This is a genomic window from Vreelandella glaciei (assembly GCF_013415125.1).
GTDB classification, from domain to species: domain Bacteria; phylum Pseudomonadota; class Gammaproteobacteria; order Pseudomonadales; family Halomonadaceae; genus Vreelandella; species Vreelandella glaciei.
The window spans coordinates 1-16998 of the sequence record NZ_JACCDE010000035.1 but is presented as its reverse complement, the minus strand read 5'-3'; the positions used below and the strand labels follow the sequence as shown (position 1 = coordinate 16998).

The window sequence follows — 16998 nt, the reverse complement described above, 5'->3', positions numbered from 1 at the left end:
ACTGACAGGCGAGAACAACAATATGAAGAGCATGGTTGACCTGGCCCCCGAGCACTTTATCTGGGAAATGCGTGGCGATGTCGCCGTTATTCGGCTCAATCGCCCTGAGCGCAAAAATCCGCTGACCTTTGAGAGCTACGCAGAGCTGCGCGATACCTTTCGTGATCTGGCCTACGCCGCGGATGTGCAGGCCGTGGTGTTTACCTCCAACGGCGAGAACTTCTGCTCCGGCGGCGATGTACATGAAATTATCGGCCCGCTAGTGGGCAAAGATATGAAGGGCCTGCTCGAATTCACCCGCATGACCGGGGATCTGGTCAAGGCCATGCTGAATTGCGGCAAGCCCATTATCGCCGCCGTAGACGGCATTTGTGTGGGGGCGGGGGCGATTATCGCCATGTCCTCGGATATTCGCTTTGCCACCCCTCGCGCCAGCACGGCGTTCCTGTTTACCCGGGTGGGCCTGGCGGGCTGCGATATGGGCGCCTGCGCGATTCTTCCACGCATTATCGGTCAAGGCCGCGCCGCAGACCTGCTCTACAGCGGCCGCAGCATGAGTGCCGAAGAGGGCTTCCAGTGGGGCTTCTACAACCGCGTGGTCGAGCCGGATGCCCTTGAAGAAGACGCCATTGCCTACGCCACCCGGCTGGCTCAGGGCCCGACCTTTGGCCACAGCATTACCAAGACCCAGCTAAACCAGGAGTGGTCGATGAGTCTGGAGCAGGCCATCGAATCGGAAGCCCAGGCCCAGGCAATCTGTATGCAGACCAACGATTTCGAGCGCGCCTACCACGCCTTTGTAGCCAAACAAAAACCTGAGTTTAAGGGGGACTGATGAGCGACAAGAGTTTTCTAGCGTGGCCCTTTTTTGAGGCCCAGCATCGCGAACTTTCCGAGCAGCTTGAGGCGTGGTGCCATGCTGAACTACCCCGCGATCACAGCGATGTGGATGCCACCTGTATCCAGCTAGTGCGCGACCTGGGCAAAGCGGGCTTTTTGCAAGGCACCGCTGGCGAGCATATCGATGTGCGCAGCCTGTGCCTGATCCGTGAAACCCTGGCCCGCCATGATGGCCTGGCCGATTTTTCGTTTGCCATGCAGGGGCTGGGAACCGGTGCAATCAGCCTATACGGCAGCGATGAACAGAAGCAGTGGCTGGAAAAAACCCGGCGTGGTGAAGCAATTTCCGCGTTTGCCCTGAGCGAGCCGCGCTCCGGTTCCGATGTAGCGCAACTGGATACCACCGCCGAGCGCGACGGCGACAGCTACCGTTTGAATGGCGAAAAGACCTGGATCTCCAACGGCGGCATTGCCGATATCTACACAGTCTTTGCCCGTACCGGTGAAGGCCCCGGAGCCAAGGGGCTTTCGGCCTTTTTAGTGCCCGCCGACACGCCAGGGCTGGAGATCCGCGAACGGCTGGAGACGGTGGCGCCTCACCCACTGGCGCGGCTGGGTTTCAACGACATGGTGCTGCCTGCCAGCGCCCTGATTGGCAAGCCTGGACAGGGCTTCCGGATTGCCATGTCGGTGCTGGACGTTTTCCGCTCTACGGTCGGCGCGGCCGCACTGGGTTTCGCCCGCCGGGCGCTGGAGGAGTCGCTCTCCCGCAGCCGCTCCCGGGAGCTTTTCGGCGCTACGCTTTCCGATCTACAAATGGTGCAGGGCCACCTGGCGGATATGGCGCTAAACGTGGATGCCGCCGCCCTGCTGGTCTACCGCGCTGCCTGGACGAAAGATCAAGGCGCTGAGCGAGTGACCCGTGAAGCGGCAATGGCCAAGCTATTTGCCACCGACCAGGCCCAGCTGGTGATTGATCAAGCGGTACAGCTGCACGGCGGCGACGGCGTTCGCAAGGGCCATATTATTGAAAGCCTCTACCGGGAAATCCGCGCGCTGCGTATTTACGAAGGCGCTTCCGACGTACAGAAAGTCGTCATCGCCCGCAGCATGCTTGCGGAGGAGTAAGCAGCAAAAAGCCGTACAGCAGTTCTCAAAACAATAAAACACAACGCCAGACACCGTATCCCTGCCGATTCTTCTTTCGAGGCGTTGGCAGGAATAAACAATGACACCAAATACGGAGGTTGGTCATGACTATCCAGTCGGCTCATGCTGATACTTTTGCGCGGGATAACCTGCCACCCACTGATGGTCAGCCTGAGTTTCTGCTCGCGGGCTACGATTATCCTGAACGCCTGAACGCAGGCGTCGAACTGTGCGATCGGCTGCTCAACCTGGGCCACGGTGAACGGATTGCCTTAGCGGGTAATGGCCGACGCCGCACTTACCGCGAGCTCACCGAGTGGACCAACCGCCTTGCCCACGTGCTGGTCGAAGACCTGGGCGTGGTTCCCGGCCAGCGAGTGTTGATACGTTCCGCCAATAACCCGGCCATGGTGGCCTGCTGGCTGGCCGCCACCAAAGCAGGCGCCGTGGTCGTCAACACCATGCCGATGCTACGCACCAAAGAGCTATGCCAGGTAATCGATAAAGCGGATATCAGCCTCGCCCTGTGCGATACCCGATTGCTGGATGAGCTCATCGCCTGCCAGGAGCTTACCCCCGCCCTCAAACGTATCGTCGGCTTTGATGGCACCGCTAACCACGACGCAGAGCTTGACCGCTTGGCGTTGAGCAAACCCGCTACCTTTGATGCCGTAGATACCGCCGCCGACGATGTGGCGCTGCTGGGGTTTACCTCTGGCACTACCGGCTCACCCAAAGCCACCATGCACTTTCACCGCGACCTGTTGGTGATTGCCGACGGCTACGCCAAGGAAGTCTTGCAGGTAACGCCGGAGGACGTGTTCGTCGGTTCGCCGCCGCTGGCATTTACCTTTGGTCTGGGCGGGCTGGCCATTTTCCCGCTGCGCTTCGGCGCCACCGCCGTGCTACTCGAACACGCCTCCCCGCCTAATATGATGGACATTATCCGCGAGTATCAGGCCACGGTGGTCTTCACCGCACCAACAGCCTACCGGGCGATGCTCTCAGCACCTACTCGCCATGAGGATTTGAGCAGCCTACGCGTTGCCGTCTCCGCTGGCGAAACCCTGCCCGCGCCGATCTATCATGACTGGATCAAGCAAACCGGCACACCGATTCTCGATGGCATCGGCGCCACGGAAATGCTGCATATCTTCATCACCAATCGCCTGGACGACCACCGCCCCCACTGTACCGGCAAGCCGGTGGCAGGCTACGAAGCGCGTATTGTTGATAACGATATGCAGGATGTCCCGCCCGGAACGGTCGGCAAACTGGCCGTACGCGGCCCCACCGGCTGCCGCTACCTGGCCGACAAGCGCCAGCATAAGTATGTGAAGACAGGCTGGAATATCACCGGCGATGCGTTTTATCAGGATGAAGAGGGTTACTTTCATTTCGCCGCCCGCAACGACGACATGATCGTCTCGGCGGGTTACAACATCGCAGGCCCTGAGGTGGAGGCCGCGCTGCTGGCCCATCCTGCCGTAAAAGAGTGTGCGGTGATCGGGGCGCCTAGCCAGGAGCGTGGCCAAATTGTCGAGGCTTTTGTTGTTCTAAACGATGGTTTTCAGCAAGATGAAGAATGTCAGCAAATGTTGCAGGACTTCGTGAAGCAGACCATCGCGCCGTATAAGTACCCTCGCTCCCTACGCTTTATCGAGGCGCTACCTAAAACATCCACGGGTAAGGTTCAGCGCTTTCGGCTGAGCCAGGAACATTACCCGAGCGCTGACTCTCCTGGCTCCGACATGAATAGCTCCAATACAAATAGTACCGACACAAATAGTACCGACACCAACGTATGACCCTCTAAGCAATAAACGATTAAAAAATGAGGAATGATCCATGAAAATGATATCCCGCTTTGGCCTTGGCTTACTGCTCTCATCCAGCTTGGTAACGGCTCACGCCGATGACGTCAAGATCGGCATGATCACCACGCTTTCAGGCGGCGGTTCGCACCTGGGCGTAGACGTTCGCGATGGCTTTATGCTCGCTCTTGAGCAGTCTGGCCGTGACGATGTAGAAGTGTTGATTCAAGATGACGCTAACCGTCCTGACTTGGCGCGCAGCTTGGCCAATGAGTTTATGCAGCGTGATGAGGTCGATATTCTAACCGGCATTATCTGGTCCAACTTGGCAATGGCGGTGGTGCCTACCGTCACACGTCAGGGCACCTTCTATCTCTCCCCTAATGCCGGCCCTTCCGACCTGGCTGGCCGCATGTGCCACGAAAACTATTTCAACGTGGCGTATCAGAACGACAACCTGCACGGCGCCATGGGTGCCTACATGCGTGAACAAGGTTATGAGCGCCCGATCATCATGGCGCCCAACTACCCTGCGGGCACCGATGCGCTGGCGGGCTTCAAGCACCTCTATGAAGGTGAGGTCGTTGGCGAGCTTTACACCCAGATGGGTCAGACCGACTACGCGGCCGAAATCGCCCAAATTCGTGATAGCGATGCCGACAGCCTGTTCTTCTTTCTCCCCGGCGGCATGGGCATCTCGTTTATGAAGCAGTGGGAAAGCTCCGGCGTTGATATGCCGATCTTTGGCGCCGCCTTCTCGTTTGATGAAATCCTGATCAAGGCAGTAGGTAGCGCGGCAATCGGCGCACGCAATACTTCGCTATGGGCTTATGACCTTGAAAACGAAGCCAACGACCGCTTTGTCGAGGGTTTCCAGGCGGCCTATGACCGTATGCCGACGCTTTACGCGGCACAGGGTTACGACACCGCCAACCTGATTCTGAGTGCGCTGGAAACTGCCCACCCCGATGACAAAGACGCCTTCCGCGAAGCACTGCGGGCCGCCGACTTTGATAGCGTGCGCGGTGAATTCCGCTTTGGCCCGAACCAGCACCCTATCCAGGATATTTACGTGCGTGAAGTCGTGGAAGGTGACGATGGCCAGCCCACCAATCGCCTGATTGGTATTGCTATTGAAGATATTCAAGACGTCTATTACGAGCAGTGCGAAATGTAAACTCGTCTCGGCTGGGTGCCTACACCCAGCCATTTCTCTTCACCTTCGTTAAGGTTAACTAACGTGTCCGTTACCCTGCTAATTGAGCAATTACTTAACGGCGTGCAGCTCGGCACGATGCTGTTTTTGATGGCTAGCGGCCTCACTCTGGTGTTCGGGGTAATGGGGCTCATCAATCTTGCCCACGGCTCTTTTTATATGGTGGGGGCCTACGCCACGGCGGCGGTCACTGCTTCAACGGGCTCTTTTTTAATTGGCCTTGGGGCTGGCATGGCTGCCGCCGCGATGGTCGGCGCGTTGGTAGAGCTGTTGGTGATCCGTCGACTTTATCACCGCCCTCACCTTGACCAGGTATTAGCGACCTTTGCGCTGATACTGATTTTTTCGGAAGGCACGCGCTGGATTTTTGGTTCGTCGCCGATGCGACTTAGCCCGCCTTCCTGGCTAACCGGGTTTGTCACCCTGCCCGGCGATACTCGCTATCCCATTTATCGGCTGATGCTTATTGGCGTGGGCATTGTTATTTCGATTGCCCTTTACGTTTTGATCTCTAAAACACGCTTAGGCATGCGCATTCGGGCCGGAGAAAGTGACCGCGAAATGATTGGTGCGCTGGGGGTGAATATTTCCAAGCTGTATACCGTGGTCTTTGCGTTGGGCGCGGGGTTGGCAGGCTTAGCCGGTGCATTGGTGGGGGCGCTACAGTCTGTACAGGTAGGCATGGGTGAACCGGTGCTGATTTTGGCCTTCGTCGTGATCGTGATTGGTGGTATCGGCTCCATTAAAGGGGCGCTACTGGGTGCCCTGTTGGTGGGTGTGGTCGATACGTTGGGGCGGGTCTATTTGCCGATCTTTTTCCGTGCGTTTATGCCGCCCTCTGAGGCGACAGGTGTCGGCGCGGCGCTGGCCGCGATGCTGATCTATATCCTCATGGCCGTTATTCTCGCCTTCAAGCCTAAGGGACTGTTCTCTGCCAATGACTAATAACACTTCCCTTTCGAATAGCGCGTCGCGAGGTACCACAGTTGACGCTGCGCCAGCGCCCAAAGCGGACCGCCACTTTGACCGCAAAGGGTTGGTTCAGATGACCCTACTCGGCCTGCTATTACTGCTACCGGTGGTGGCTTATTTCTCTGGCCAAATTTATTACGTCAATCTGGCCTCGCGGATCACCATTATTGCTATGGCCGCCGTCGGGCTTAACTTGGCGATTGGCTATGGGGGCATGGTAAGCTTTGGCCATGCGGCCTATTTCGGCCTAGGCGGCTATGTGGCGGGCATCAGTGCCTATCACGCTTTTGATTTGACCCCCTTTATGACGTGGCCTTTCAGCGTGCCGGGCAGCGACAACTTACTAGTGATATGGCTCGCCGCTATGCTGCTGTGCGGACTGCTGGCGCTAGCCATCGGCGCTATCTCGCTGCGCACCACGGGGGTCTATTTCATTATGATCACCCTCGCCTTTGCGCAGATGATCTACTACTTTGCCAACTCCTGGCCAACCTATGGCGGCGAAGACGGCCTGCCGATTTATATACGCAATACTCTTCCGGTGGTCGATAGCAGCGATGCGCTAACCTATTTTTTGATCTGCTTCACCGGGTTAATACTGGCGATGGCGATCACCTCACGGCTGATGAAATCACGTTTTGGTGCAGCACTCACCATGGCGCGGCTTAACGATGTGCGTTTGGCCACTGCTGGGATTAGCCCCTACCCCATTCGCCTGGTGGCGTTTGTGATTTCTGCGGCAATTACCGGGCTTGCCGGTGCGCTCTATGCGGATCTAAATGGCTTTGTTAGCCCTACCATGCTCAGTTGGCACTTCTCCGGTGAACTGATGGTGATTGTGATTCTGGGCGGCGTAGGGCGCCTGTATGGCCCGCTGGCCGGTGCAGTGCTGTTTGTAATGATGGAGACATTCCTCGGAGGCGTTACCCAGTATTGGCAGCTATTCCTGGGTTTAGTCCTGCTTGGCGTGGTGCTGTTCGCCAAACACGGGGTGATGGGTTGGTTAGCTGGGAGGGAGCGCAATGAGTGATATCGTTCTTTCACTGCAAAACCTGAATAAACGTTTTGGGGCGTTGCAGGCAACCGGTGATGTCTCGCTGGATCTTAAGCCAGGAGAAATCCACGCCCTGATTGGGCCCAATGGGGCGGGTAAATCGACGTTGATCGGCCAAATTGCCGGCAATATACGCCCGGATGAGGGCCGCGTTTTTCTAGCTGATACCGAAATCACCGGTATGAGCATTGCCCAACGCGCCCGTTTGGGGCTGGGACGTAGTTTTCAGGTCTCCTCGCTGGCTGAGCCGCTTTCGGTGATGCGCAACGTGATGATGGGCGTTCAGGCGCTGCAGAGTCATAGCTTTCGCTTCTGGAAACCCGTCGCCCGTGACCGGCACCTGCTTGAACCCGCTTATACGGCCCTGGAGCGCATGCAGCTTAGCCATCGCGCCTGGACGCCGGTCTTTGAGCTTTCCCATGGTGAGCGCCGTCAAGTGGAGGTGGCTTGCGCCCTGGCCCTTAAGCCCCGCGCCCTTTTGCTGGATGAGCCCATGGCGGGCCTGGGCCCGGAAGGTTCGGCGAAGCTGACCGAGCTGCTGGAAACGCTAAAGCTGGAAGTGCCCATTTTGCTAATCGAGCACGATATGGAAGCGGTGTTTCGGCTTGCCGATCGCATCTCGGTGCTGGTCTCTGGCAGCGTTATCGCCCACGGCGATAGCCAGGCGATTAGGCAGGACCCGCGCGTTCGTGAAGCCTACCTGGGAGATTCTGATGCTTAAGGTTGCTGACATTGAAACGTTTTATGGCCCCTCCCAGGCGCTCTTTGGCGTCAACCTTGAGGTGAACGCCGGGGAAATGGTGGCGTTGATGGGCCGTAATGGTATGGGTAAAACCACCACCATTCGCTCGATATTTGGTCTGACGCAAGCTACCCGCGGCACTATTGAATTTGAATCTCAAGAGATACGCCGTTTGCCCGCTTACCGCATCGCCAAGGCAGGGCTTGGCTTGGTGCCGGAGGGTCGTCGCTGCTTTCCCAATTTATCGGTACGCGAAAACCTGCTGGTCACCGCTCGCCCCGGCGAGTGGACGCTGGAAAAAGTGGCAACGCTGTTTCCGCGTTTGGAGGAGCGCCGAGCACAAATGGCCAAAACCCTTTCTGGCGGTGAGCAGCAGATGCTGGCCATTGGCCGGGCATTGATGACCAATCCGCGCTTGCTAGTACTTGATGAAGCCACCGAAGGCTTGGCGCCGGTCATTCGCCAGGAGATCTGGCGAGCGATTCGGCTGCTTAAAGAGCAAGGCCAGGCCACGCTGTTGGTGGATAAGTCGTTAAGCGAGATTCTGCCTATCGCTGACCGCTGCACCATTCTTGAAAAGGGCAGCACGGTGTGGGATGGGAAACCAGCGGCACTGGACAGTGCTGTGCGTGACCGTTACCTGGGTGTGTAGGGAGGAAAATAATAATGGCGTTTACCACGCAGCGGAAGGTTCGTTTTCAGCACTGTGACCCGGCCGGTATCGTTTTTTACCCTCGCTATTTCGAGATGATCAACTCGGTGGTAGAGGATTGGTTTGAGGAGGTCGTGCACCACGACTTTAACCAACTGCATGTGGAGACCGGTACGGGCGTGCCCACTGCTGCTATCGATACCCAGTTTCATGCGCCTAGCCGATTAGGCGAACGGCTGACCTTTGAGTTAAGGGTTCAGTCCATGGGGCGCAGCAGTTTAACGCTGCAGATTGTCGCTTATTGCGGAGAGCAAAAGCGCTTAACCAGTGATTCAACCCTGGTATTTGTGGATTTAAGTAGCGGTAAGCCGATGCCATGGACAGAGGCAATACGCCAGCATATTACCGTTGATAACCTATAAGGATAGCCATAATGAGTGACGCCAACTTTCATCAGCTTCTTCACCCTTCGCATTGGAAAGCAGCGGTCGGTTACGCTAACGGCGTGCTGGCTTCGGGCCAAACTGTGTTTGTCGGCGGCCAGATTGGCTGGAATGCCGACCAGGTATTTGAAAGTGATGACTTTGTCGTGCAAGTGAACCAGGCGCTGCAAAATATCGTGGCGATCTTAAAAGAGGCTAATGCAGGCCCGGAGCATATCGTGCGGTTAACCTGGTATGTGACGGATAAGCGGGAGTATTTGGCGCGGCTTAAGGAGGTGGGCGCCGCCTACCGCGAGGTGCTGGGCAAGCATTTTCCGGCAATGACGATGGTTCAGGTGGCGGGGCTTGTCGAAGATCAGGCCAAGGTAGAAATCGAAGCGACTGCGGTGATTCCGGCCGTATAGCGTTATGAGTAAGGGGCAGCGGCAGGGTGCCGCGGGGGCGCTGTGAACCCATCCATGGGCGCTACTTTTTCCATCCCTGGAAAAAGACCCCCGCTATACCCTGCCCCAGCCCCTCGCTGGAAGCCGAACTTTCAGCGCCCTAACTGGACGCTGCTTGGTATTAGCAGTGAAACCCTTTAATCCACTCAACAAAACAACCATCGTTTAGATAGTGCTCAAGAATCGAGAAGTGGTCTACGTTGGGAAGAAGCTGCTGAGCCACTGTTTGGCCTTGCTGGCTTAAATGCTCAGCATAGCTGCTCATCTGGCGCTCGAACTCCTCAGACTCCAGGTTCCCTGCTACCAGCTTGATAGGCGCAGGCACTCGGCACGGTAGCCATAAGGGGCTGAACTCCTGCACATCGCGCCCGCTAAGCTGAAGCTTGGGCTGCAGCCATGACCAAGGAAATGGCCGCAGGTCGTATAAACCGCTGATACAGAGCGCGCCGCGAATCAACTGGTTGGGTAAGCCAAAGGTGCCTTCCCAGTCCGTCGACATTAACATCGCGCATAAATGCCCGCCCGCCGAGTGTCCCGAAATACTCAGCTGCTCAGGATCAACTTCCAACTCAGCGGCATGGCGATAAATGTAGGCCACCGCTGCTTGGCTCTGCCGCACCAGTTCGCTAAAGCGAACCTGTGGGCAGAGCGCGTAGTTGACCACCGCGACGGTGATACCGGCATTCACCAAGTCATCGACAATAAAGCTGAATTCACGATGGCTCAGCGAGCGCCAGTAGCCGCCGTGGAAGAACACATGCACCGGGGCTTTTGGATGCTCGTCATGAGATGCATCGGCATGAAAGAGATCCATGCGCTCAGCAAGCGTTGGGCCATAAGGCAGATCGAGCGTTGTGCGGTTGTTAACTCTTGATGCCTCACTGCGCTCACGCCAATCCTTTACCAACACCGCCGGGTCACGACCCATCATCGGTTCGTAGGCGCGATCGATCTCTTCTTGAGTCGCAAAATGTTGATAAAGCATGTACGTCTCCTTATCGCTGACGCCCTACTAACCCCGGCTTTTCATCAACAGCATACGCAGCGGGGCGATTGCCAGAATGGCAAATCCGATTAGCGTCCAGGCGGGCAGTGATAGGCCGAGCAACGAGAAATCGATATTGGCGCACTCGCCCGAGCCCGTTAACACCATGGCCACGACATCCTGCATGGGCAAGATGTCCATCATGTAATCAAGCCCGGGACCACAGGAAGGCACTTCATCGGCGGGCAAGCCTTGCAGCCAGACGTGACGCCCGGCGATAAAGGCACCGGTGCCTACGGCAGCCAGCGCCAGCACTGCGTAAATTACTTTACCGACCCGCCCTGCCGGGCTGTGGATGGCGGCAATGGCAAACACAATGCCCGCCGCGATGACCGCGACACGCTGGAAGATACATAGCGGGCAAGGCTCAAAGCCACCGATATGCTCCAGGCCAAGCGCCACCGCCATCATTAGAACGCAGAAGGCCAAACCGGCCAGGGCAACCGAACGATATGTATGCAGGATCATTGATGAGCCTCAGATGGCAGCGCGGACAAAGCTCGGGACTCGCGAGCCTTAGCGAAATAGGCCTCTAGAAACGCTTCAAAGGTTTCCTTATCAGCGGCTTCAATATCGCGCTGCTGCTGGTGCGAGGTTTCAATCAGTTGAGCAAGTAGCGCTTCACGGCTGCGCTGCATCGGTTCTGCTTTCAGCTGCTCCGCCTGCTCCTGGGCCAGGCTAAGCATTAAATCACTTAGCGAGCCGCCGTTCGCTTTGAGACGTTCGAGCACCTGTGCTGATGGCGTTAGCGAAGGGTCTGCTAGGCGTGGAGCGAGCTCTGCCAGTGCGTCAGCATGAGGACTTCCCTCTTCGACGGCATCTAACAGGCGGGCGACTTCCCCCATCTCGGCGAATATTTGTTCGCCCCACTCACGCACCGACGTCGTTTCACCGTGATTAAACAGCTTAAGCTCAGGGTCGCGGCCACGCTCGACTACCCAGCGACGGTTGTCGTCCAAGCGGTCACACTCTTCATCGGAGATCCACGGGCTGTCGCTGAGCAGGCACCACATCAAGAAGGTGTCCACAAAGCGCATCTGCGTTTCCGTTACGCCAAGTGGATCAAAAGGATTTAGATCCAAACAGCGAACTTCGATGTACTCCACGCCGCGGGCTTCGAGTGCCTGGCTGGGGGTTTCGTTGTGTTTGGCGACCCGTTTGGGGCGAATATCACTGTAGTACTCGTTTTCAATCTGCAGAATATTGGCGTTTAGCTGCCGCCATTCGCCATCGACGTTAACACCCATTTTTTCATAATCAGGCCACGGTGAAGAGATCGCGTGGCGTAGGGTGTTGACGTAATTCGAGAGCGAGTTAAAACAGATTTTGAGCTGCGACTGCACCTTGTTTTGATAGCCCAAATCGGACATACGTAGCGTCGTCGCGTAGGGCGCAAAATAGGTGTCGTCGCTGAGTGACTGCAGCTTTTCAGGCACTTTTTTGTCGTCAGGCAAAAAGCTTCTATCGATGGCCGGTGAAGCGCCGAAAAGGTACAGCAACAGCCAGCTATGGCGGCGGAAGTGACGGATCATGCCGAAATAGCGGGTGGAGCGGTAATCGTTGAACGGAATATTGGTGGCTTTTTCCATCTCGCGCAGGGCATGCCACATGTCATCGGGCAACGATACGTTGTAGTGAACACCCGCAATCGCCTGCATGATGCGGCCGTAGCGTATGTCCAGCCCCTTGCGATAGACATGCTTCATGGTGCCGACATTGGAGCAGCCGTAGTCGGCAATCGGCACACTGTCGTTACCGGACAGCCTTGAAGGCATACTGCCAGGCCAGATCCATTCATCCTGCAGGTGGTGATAAGTAAAAGTATGCAGGTCAGACAGAAACGACAGCGCTTCACTCGGCTGGGAGTAGACCGGGGTGATGTACTCCAGCAGCGACTCTGAATAGTCGGTGGTGATATGCGGGTGGGTTAACTTGGAGCCCAGCGCGTGCGGGTGCGGCGTTTGGGCAATGTGTCCATTGGCATCAACCCGCAGCCCCTCTTTTTCAAGCCCACGACGCAGGCGGCCCAACCGACCAAGGCGCGCGCTGGGGATTAGGCGTTCAACTTGCGCGGTCAGCGCGGATGGCACAGTGAGTGGTTCAGGCAAGGTGAACACTCCTTGTCAGTAAAGCCCGCGGTGAGCGGGCCTTGGTGTAGTCAGGTGGCATCGCCATCATCGCTGTCTCAAAATAGACAACAGGATATGGCGGCAACCATGGTTTTTTCAAGGCGCGCGACTATTTGCCGCCGCGTGCTTTTAGCAACGCAGCACCGAGTGCGCCCATGGGCGCTTCCGTTTCGGCAGATTTAGCACTATTGCGCTGCCCCCGAGAATGCTTACGGTTAGCGCTGGGTTGATCTTTAGGGGAGCCATTGTCCTTATTAGCGTTTTCGGCCTCCGGCTGGTCATCCAGACGCATGGATAGCCCAACCCGCTTGCGGGGAATATCGATGCTCATGACTTTAACCGTCACAATATCCCCCGCCTTGACCACGCTACGTGGGTCGTCGATAAAGCGGTCCGATAGTGCTGAGATATGCACCAAGCCATCCTGATGGACACCGATATCCACAAAAGCTCCAAAATGTGTCACGTTGGTGACCGTGCCTTCGAGCACCATTGAGGGCTTAAGATCGTTAAGTGTTTCGACACCTTCGCGGAACTCGGCAGCTTTAAATTCCGGGCGCGGATCACGGCCGGGTTTATCCAGCTCTTTCAAGATATCGCTCACCGTGGGCACACCAAAGCGCTCATCGGCAAAGTCGGCAGGCTTTAACGCTTTTAGCGCAGCGCTATCGCCGATTAAACCGCGTACTTCACGGCCGCTCTGCTTGGCGATCCGCTCTACCAAGGGGTAGGCCTCGGGGTGAACGGCGCTGGCATCCAAGGGATTATCAGCATTATGAATGCGTAAGAAACCGGCGCACTGCTCGAACGTTTTCGCGCCCAGGCGACTGACTTCTAGCAACTCTTTGCGGTTTTTAAAGGCGCCTTTGACGTTGCGCTGGGCAACGATATTTTCAGCCAGCGCAGCACTTAACCCAGCCACCCGTGAAAGCAGTGCACTGGAGGCGGTATTCAGATCGACGCCGACGGCGTTTACACAGTCTTCAATCACGACTTCCAAGCTACGCGATAGCTGTACCTGGGAAACATCGTGCTGATACTGACCCACACCGATGGATTTGGGTTCGATTTTCACCAGCTCGGCCAGCGGGTCTTGGAGACGACGGCCGATGGAGACAGCGCCACGAACGGTAACGTCGAGATCCGGCATTTCTCGTGAAGCGTACTCGGACGCAGAGTAAACCGACGCTCCCGCCTCCGAGACCATCACTTTGCTTAAGCGATAGTCAGGCGCCAGGGCTTTAAGCAACTCGCCCGCCAACTTATCGGTTTCGCGGCTGGCGGTGCCATTACCCACGGCAATGAGTTGCACGCCATACTGCTTCGCTAATTTAGCTAGCACGCTGAGAGACTCATCCCAGCGGTTTTGTGGTGCGTGCGGGTAGATTGTGGTGTGGTCGACAAACTGCCCGGTGGCATCGATCACAGCGACCTTACAGCCGGTGCGTTGACCGGGATCGATAGCAAGCGTCACTTTCTGCCCCGCCGGTGCGGCTAGCAGCAGGTCTTTTAGATTTGCCGCGAACACTTCAATGGCGGTGAGCTCTGCCTGTTCACGTAAGCGACCCAATAGCTCGGTTTCAAGCGCCGTGTAGAGTTTCACGCGCCAGGTCCAGCGTACGACTTCGGCTAACCATTTATCCGCTGCACGGCCCTGGTCGCTAATACCAAACTGCTTGGCAATCGCTAACTGGGCAGGATGAATAGGGGCGTCGTCTTCGCCGGGTAGACGAATCGACAGACTCAATACGCCTTCGTTACGGGCACGGAACATTGCCAAAGCGCGGTGAGAAGGCGCTTTAGCGAGTTTTTCATCGTGCTCGAAGTAGTCGGAGAACTTGGCGCCCTCCTGCTGCTTGCCCTCCAGCACGCGGGCGCTGAGTTCGCCCTCTTGCCAAAGCCGTTCACGCAGTTGGCCGATCAGTTCGGGGTCTTCGGCGAAGCGCTCCATTAGAATCTGCTTGGCGCCATCCAGGGCGGCCTTGGCATCCTCGATGGCGGGAATATCACCCTCTGCCGGTCGCAGATACTTTTCTGCTTCGCTTTCCGGAGTAAGCGTTGGATCGGCCAGCAGCGCATCGGCCAGTGGTTCAAGCCCCGCCTCGCGGGCAATCTGCGCTTTGGTACGACGCTTCTTCTTGAAGGGCAGGTATAAATCTTCCAGTCGCTGCTTTGTTTCAGCAGCGTCAATGCTCGCTTTCAGCGGGCCGTCCAGCTTACCCTGCTCATCGATGGCGGCGATCACGGTGGCACGGCGCTCTTCCAGCTCGCGCAGGTAGCGCAGGCGTTCATCTAACTGGCGCAGTTGAATATCGTCCAGCGCGCCGGTGACTTCTTTACGGTAACGGGCAATAAACGGCACGGTGGCGCCGCCATCCAGTAGCTCCACCGTGGCGGATACTTGCTCGGGACGAACGCCTAGCTCAGTCGCTAGGCGGGAAATAATACGCTGATTGACATCCATAAATTGCAACTAACTCATGCAGCATTTTTAAGTGACAACAAGGTATCACAAACGCGTCACGGCTGGCATGGCTTGAGGCATTAGCGGCGCCAGCCACTGTCATCCCAAAACGGGCGGCGTGCTTCCCGCTGAACGGCTTCGCGGCTGATGCCAATGTCTTTTAACATATCGTCGCTTAAGTGGCGCAAGGCATCACGCTCGCGACTAAGCTGGCGCCAGCGATTAAACCTAGCTCGCCATGTTACGCGGCATGGGTGCTGTTCAACTTGTTGACGTTGATCGATCTGCTGACGGCTATCGACCTGCTGGTTTTGTAGTAAGCATTCCATTTCAACCCCTCCCATCTGCGGTGCTTGCCTGCTTTATCGCCCTACTCATTTAGCGCGGTGATAAAGTGTTGGAACAAGTATTGAGCAGCACTTACAATCAATCCAACGAATACTCTTTATGCACCACATCAATAAGATTGATATCTATGGCGATGCTACCCACGATTGATCACGAACTGCTGCGTACCTTTGTTGCCATTGTTGACCAGGGCGGTTTTACCCGTGCTGCCCAAACGGTGAACCGCACGCAATCCGCCGTGAGTATGCAAATTAAGCGGCTGGAAGAGGACGTTATTCAGCGCCCGCTGTTTGTGCGTCAGAGCAAGCCGCTGCAACTGACCAGCGAAGGACATACGCTGCTGGGCTATGCGCGCAAAATTCTTTCGCTGCAGGGAGAGGCGCTAACGCTTCTGCGCCAACCCGATATGGTGGGTCGTGTCCGCCTGGGTGTGCCGGATGATTATGTGATGCGTTTTCTGCCCGGCATTCTGAAAACCTTTTCCCAAGCTTGGCCGCTGGTGGATGTCGATGTGCACTGCGCACCCTCATCAGTGCTCTCCCAGCAGCCGCAGGGGAGCCTAGACCTGATTATTATGACGCGGGAGATAGGCGACGAAATTGGCACCATTTTAAGGCGTGAGGCTACCGTGTGGGTCTCGGCTGAGAGTCATTGCACACATTTACAGACGCCGGTGCCGCTTGCCCTATTTGAGGCACCCTGTTTTTGTCGCCGCCATGCCTGTAATGCGCTGGATCGCGCTAACCGGGCCTATCGCGTCGCTTACAGCAGCCCGAGCTTAGCGACGTTACAGGCAGTTGTGGGGGCGGGGTTGGCAGTGTCTGCCTGGATGCGCAGCTTAGTCACCGCCGATATGCAGATATTGGGTAAAAAAGAAGGATTTCCCGAATTACCCGAATCATCCATCGTTTTATTGCGCACCTCCCCAACCCAGTCACCGATTATTAATAGCTTGGCCGAGCATATTGTTGAAGGGTTTAGGGTATAAGCTGCGTCGGTTTAAGAAACGTTAAGAGGAGGCTCAAACCTGAGCGTAACTACATTGTTATACCAATGTAGTTCTGTAGACTCGGCTCATATTAAAATATATAACATTATAGTCTTGGGCATAGAACTCAATGGTATTCAGCTCACGGCCAAATCAGTTTAAAATCCAGCTCGGTCAGCATATGTCCTTGTACATGCTCGAAAAAACTTGGCCAACCCGTGCCAAAGAGGCTCTTCATCTCGCTAGTAAATCGCAATAGTTCACAGCCGACAAAGCGATGATTGCCATCTTCCACTCTTTATCTAAAGAGCTTGAAAAGCGGGCTTAGTTTCATAGTCGCGAAGTACATCAAAACTTCATCGGATGGATGGTTCCGTACCGCAGCAGCCCATGAAGAGCATTAAGCCCGCCTCATAAATAAGTTGGACTAAAAGGTGCTACGCGCCATGCATGCCTAACGCCCAACAAAAAAATCAGCCGGAAGGCGGCTCCCTGCTGCTCTCCATGGGGAGATCCCTGCTTTTCTTCCACGCAACAAAAAACCCCGAACACAGAGTGCTCGGGGTTTTTCTTAATAAGTGCCTGACGATGACCTACTCTCGCATGGGGAGACCCCACACTACCATCGGCGCTAAGCGGTTTCACTGCTGAGTTCGGCAAGGGATCAGGTGGTTCACGCGTGCTATGGTCGTCAGGCGT

Annotated in this window: 16 protein-coding genes and 1 rRNA gene; 11 read left to right on the top strand and 6 right to left on the bottom strand. The window is 56.3% G+C overall.

Features of this window, described 5'->3' with window-relative positions:
* Positions 1 to 22: 22 nt before the first annotated feature.
* The 10 genes from HZS80_RS19430 to HZS80_RS19385 all read left to right on the top strand — a co-directional run bounded on the left by HZS80_RS19430 (position 23) and on the right by HZS80_RS19385 (position 9286).
* Positions 23 to 835, top strand: a complete 813-nt coding sequence (locus tag HZS80_RS19430; protein ID WP_179917027.1) for an enoyl-CoA hydratase family protein — start codon at positions 23 to 25, stop codon at positions 833 to 835.
* Positions 835 to 1968, top strand: coding sequence for an acyl-CoA dehydrogenase family protein (locus HZS80_RS19425; protein ID WP_179917026.1), 1134 nt, complete (start codon positions 835 to 837; stop codon positions 1966 to 1968). Before HZS80_RS19430 ends, HZS80_RS19425 begins: the two co-directional genes overlap by 1 nt.
* Before the next feature lie 125 nt (positions 1969 to 2093).
* On the top strand, positions 2094 to 3797 hold the full coding sequence (locus HZS80_RS19420; RefSeq protein WP_179917025.1) for an AMP-binding protein: 1704 nt from the start codon (positions 2094 to 2096) through the stop codon (positions 3795 to 3797).
* A 40-nt stretch (positions 3798 to 3837) separates the two neighbouring features.
* Complete coding sequence (locus tag HZS80_RS19415) at positions 3838 to 4980, top strand: ABC transporter substrate-binding protein (protein ID WP_035556802.1); 1143 nt, start codon at positions 3838 to 3840, stop codon at positions 4978 to 4980.
* A gap of 63 nt (positions 4981 to 5043) precedes the next feature.
* A complete protein-coding gene (locus HZS80_RS19410) occupies positions 5044 to 5964 on the top strand; it encodes a branched-chain amino acid ABC transporter permease (protein WP_035556806.1) in 921 nt (306 codons plus the stop codon).
* Entirely contained in the window at positions 5957 to 7021 is a 1065-nt protein-coding gene (locus HZS80_RS19405) for a branched-chain amino acid ABC transporter permease (protein WP_179917024.1), read from the top strand. Before HZS80_RS19410 ends, HZS80_RS19405 begins: the two co-directional genes overlap by 8 nt.
* Positions 7014 to 7766, top strand: a complete 753-nt coding sequence (locus HZS80_RS19400) for an ABC transporter ATP-binding protein (protein ID WP_179917023.1) — start codon at positions 7014 to 7016, stop codon at positions 7764 to 7766. The genes HZS80_RS19405 and HZS80_RS19400 overlap by 8 nt, the downstream gene beginning before the upstream one ends.
* Positions 7759 to 8439, top strand: a complete 681-nt coding sequence (locus HZS80_RS19395) for an ABC transporter ATP-binding protein (RefSeq protein WP_179917022.1) — start codon at positions 7759 to 7761, stop codon at positions 8437 to 8439. Before HZS80_RS19400 ends, HZS80_RS19395 begins: the two co-directional genes overlap by 8 nt.
* 14 nt (positions 8440 to 8453) lie before the next feature.
* Complete coding sequence (locus tag HZS80_RS19390; protein WP_179917021.1) at positions 8454 to 8861, top strand: acyl-CoA thioesterase; 408 nt, start codon at positions 8454 to 8456, stop codon at positions 8859 to 8861.
* Positions 8862 to 8872: 11 nt separating this feature from the next.
* Complete coding sequence (locus HZS80_RS19385; protein ID WP_035556822.1) at positions 8873 to 9286, top strand: RidA family protein; 414 nt, start codon at positions 8873 to 8875, stop codon at positions 9284 to 9286.
* 160 nt (positions 9287 to 9446) lie between these two features.
* On the opposite strand, the gene HZS80_RS19380 is transcribed toward HZS80_RS19385, so the two are convergent.
* From HZS80_RS19380 to HZS80_RS19360, 5 genes are all read right to left on the bottom strand, one after another.
* On the bottom strand, positions 9447 to 10310 hold the full coding sequence (locus tag HZS80_RS19380; protein ID WP_179917020.1) for an alpha/beta hydrolase: 864 nt from the start codon (positions 10308 to 10310) through the stop codon (positions 9447 to 9449).
* 27 nt (positions 10311 to 10337) lie between these two features.
* The gene (locus tag HZS80_RS19375) at positions 10338 to 10838 is read right to left on the bottom strand and encodes a disulfide bond formation protein B (protein ID WP_008957649.1); all 501 of its coding nucleotides are present in this window, start codon (positions 10836 to 10838) and stop codon (positions 10338 to 10340) included.
* A complete protein-coding gene (gene gshA, locus HZS80_RS19370; RefSeq protein WP_179917019.1) occupies positions 10835 to 12478 on the bottom strand; it encodes a glutamate--cysteine ligase in 1644 nt (547 codons plus the stop codon). The genes HZS80_RS19375 and gshA overlap by 4 nt, the downstream gene beginning before the upstream one ends.
* Positions 12479 to 12608: 130 nt before the next feature.
* Positions 12609 to 14963 (bottom strand): Tex family protein, encoded by a 2355-nt coding sequence (locus HZS80_RS19365; protein ID WP_179917018.1) that lies wholly within the window; start codon positions 14961 to 14963, stop codon positions 12609 to 12611.
* Positions 14964 to 15043: 80 nt separating this feature from the next.
* Positions 15044 to 15292 carry a DUF1127 domain-containing protein gene (locus HZS80_RS19360; protein ID WP_035556833.1) on the bottom strand — a complete coding sequence of 83 codons (249 nt, stop codon included), beginning with the start codon at positions 15290 to 15292 and terminating at the stop codon, positions 15044 to 15046.
* 146 nt (positions 15293 to 15438) lie between these two features.
* Here HZS80_RS19360 and HZS80_RS19355 point away from each other — a divergent pair, with 146 nt between their 5' ends.
* Positions 15439 to 16299 carry a LysR substrate-binding domain-containing protein gene (locus tag HZS80_RS19355; RefSeq protein ID WP_035556836.1) on the top strand — a complete coding sequence of 287 codons (861 nt, stop codon included), beginning with the start codon at positions 15439 to 15441 and terminating at the stop codon, positions 16297 to 16299.
* A gap of 580 nt (positions 16300 to 16879) precedes the next feature.
* On the opposite strand, the gene rrf is transcribed toward HZS80_RS19355, so the two are convergent.
* Positions 16880 to 16995 (bottom strand): 5S ribosomal RNA (rrf, locus tag HZS80_RS19350).
* Positions 16996 to 16998 lie beyond the last annotated feature (3 nt).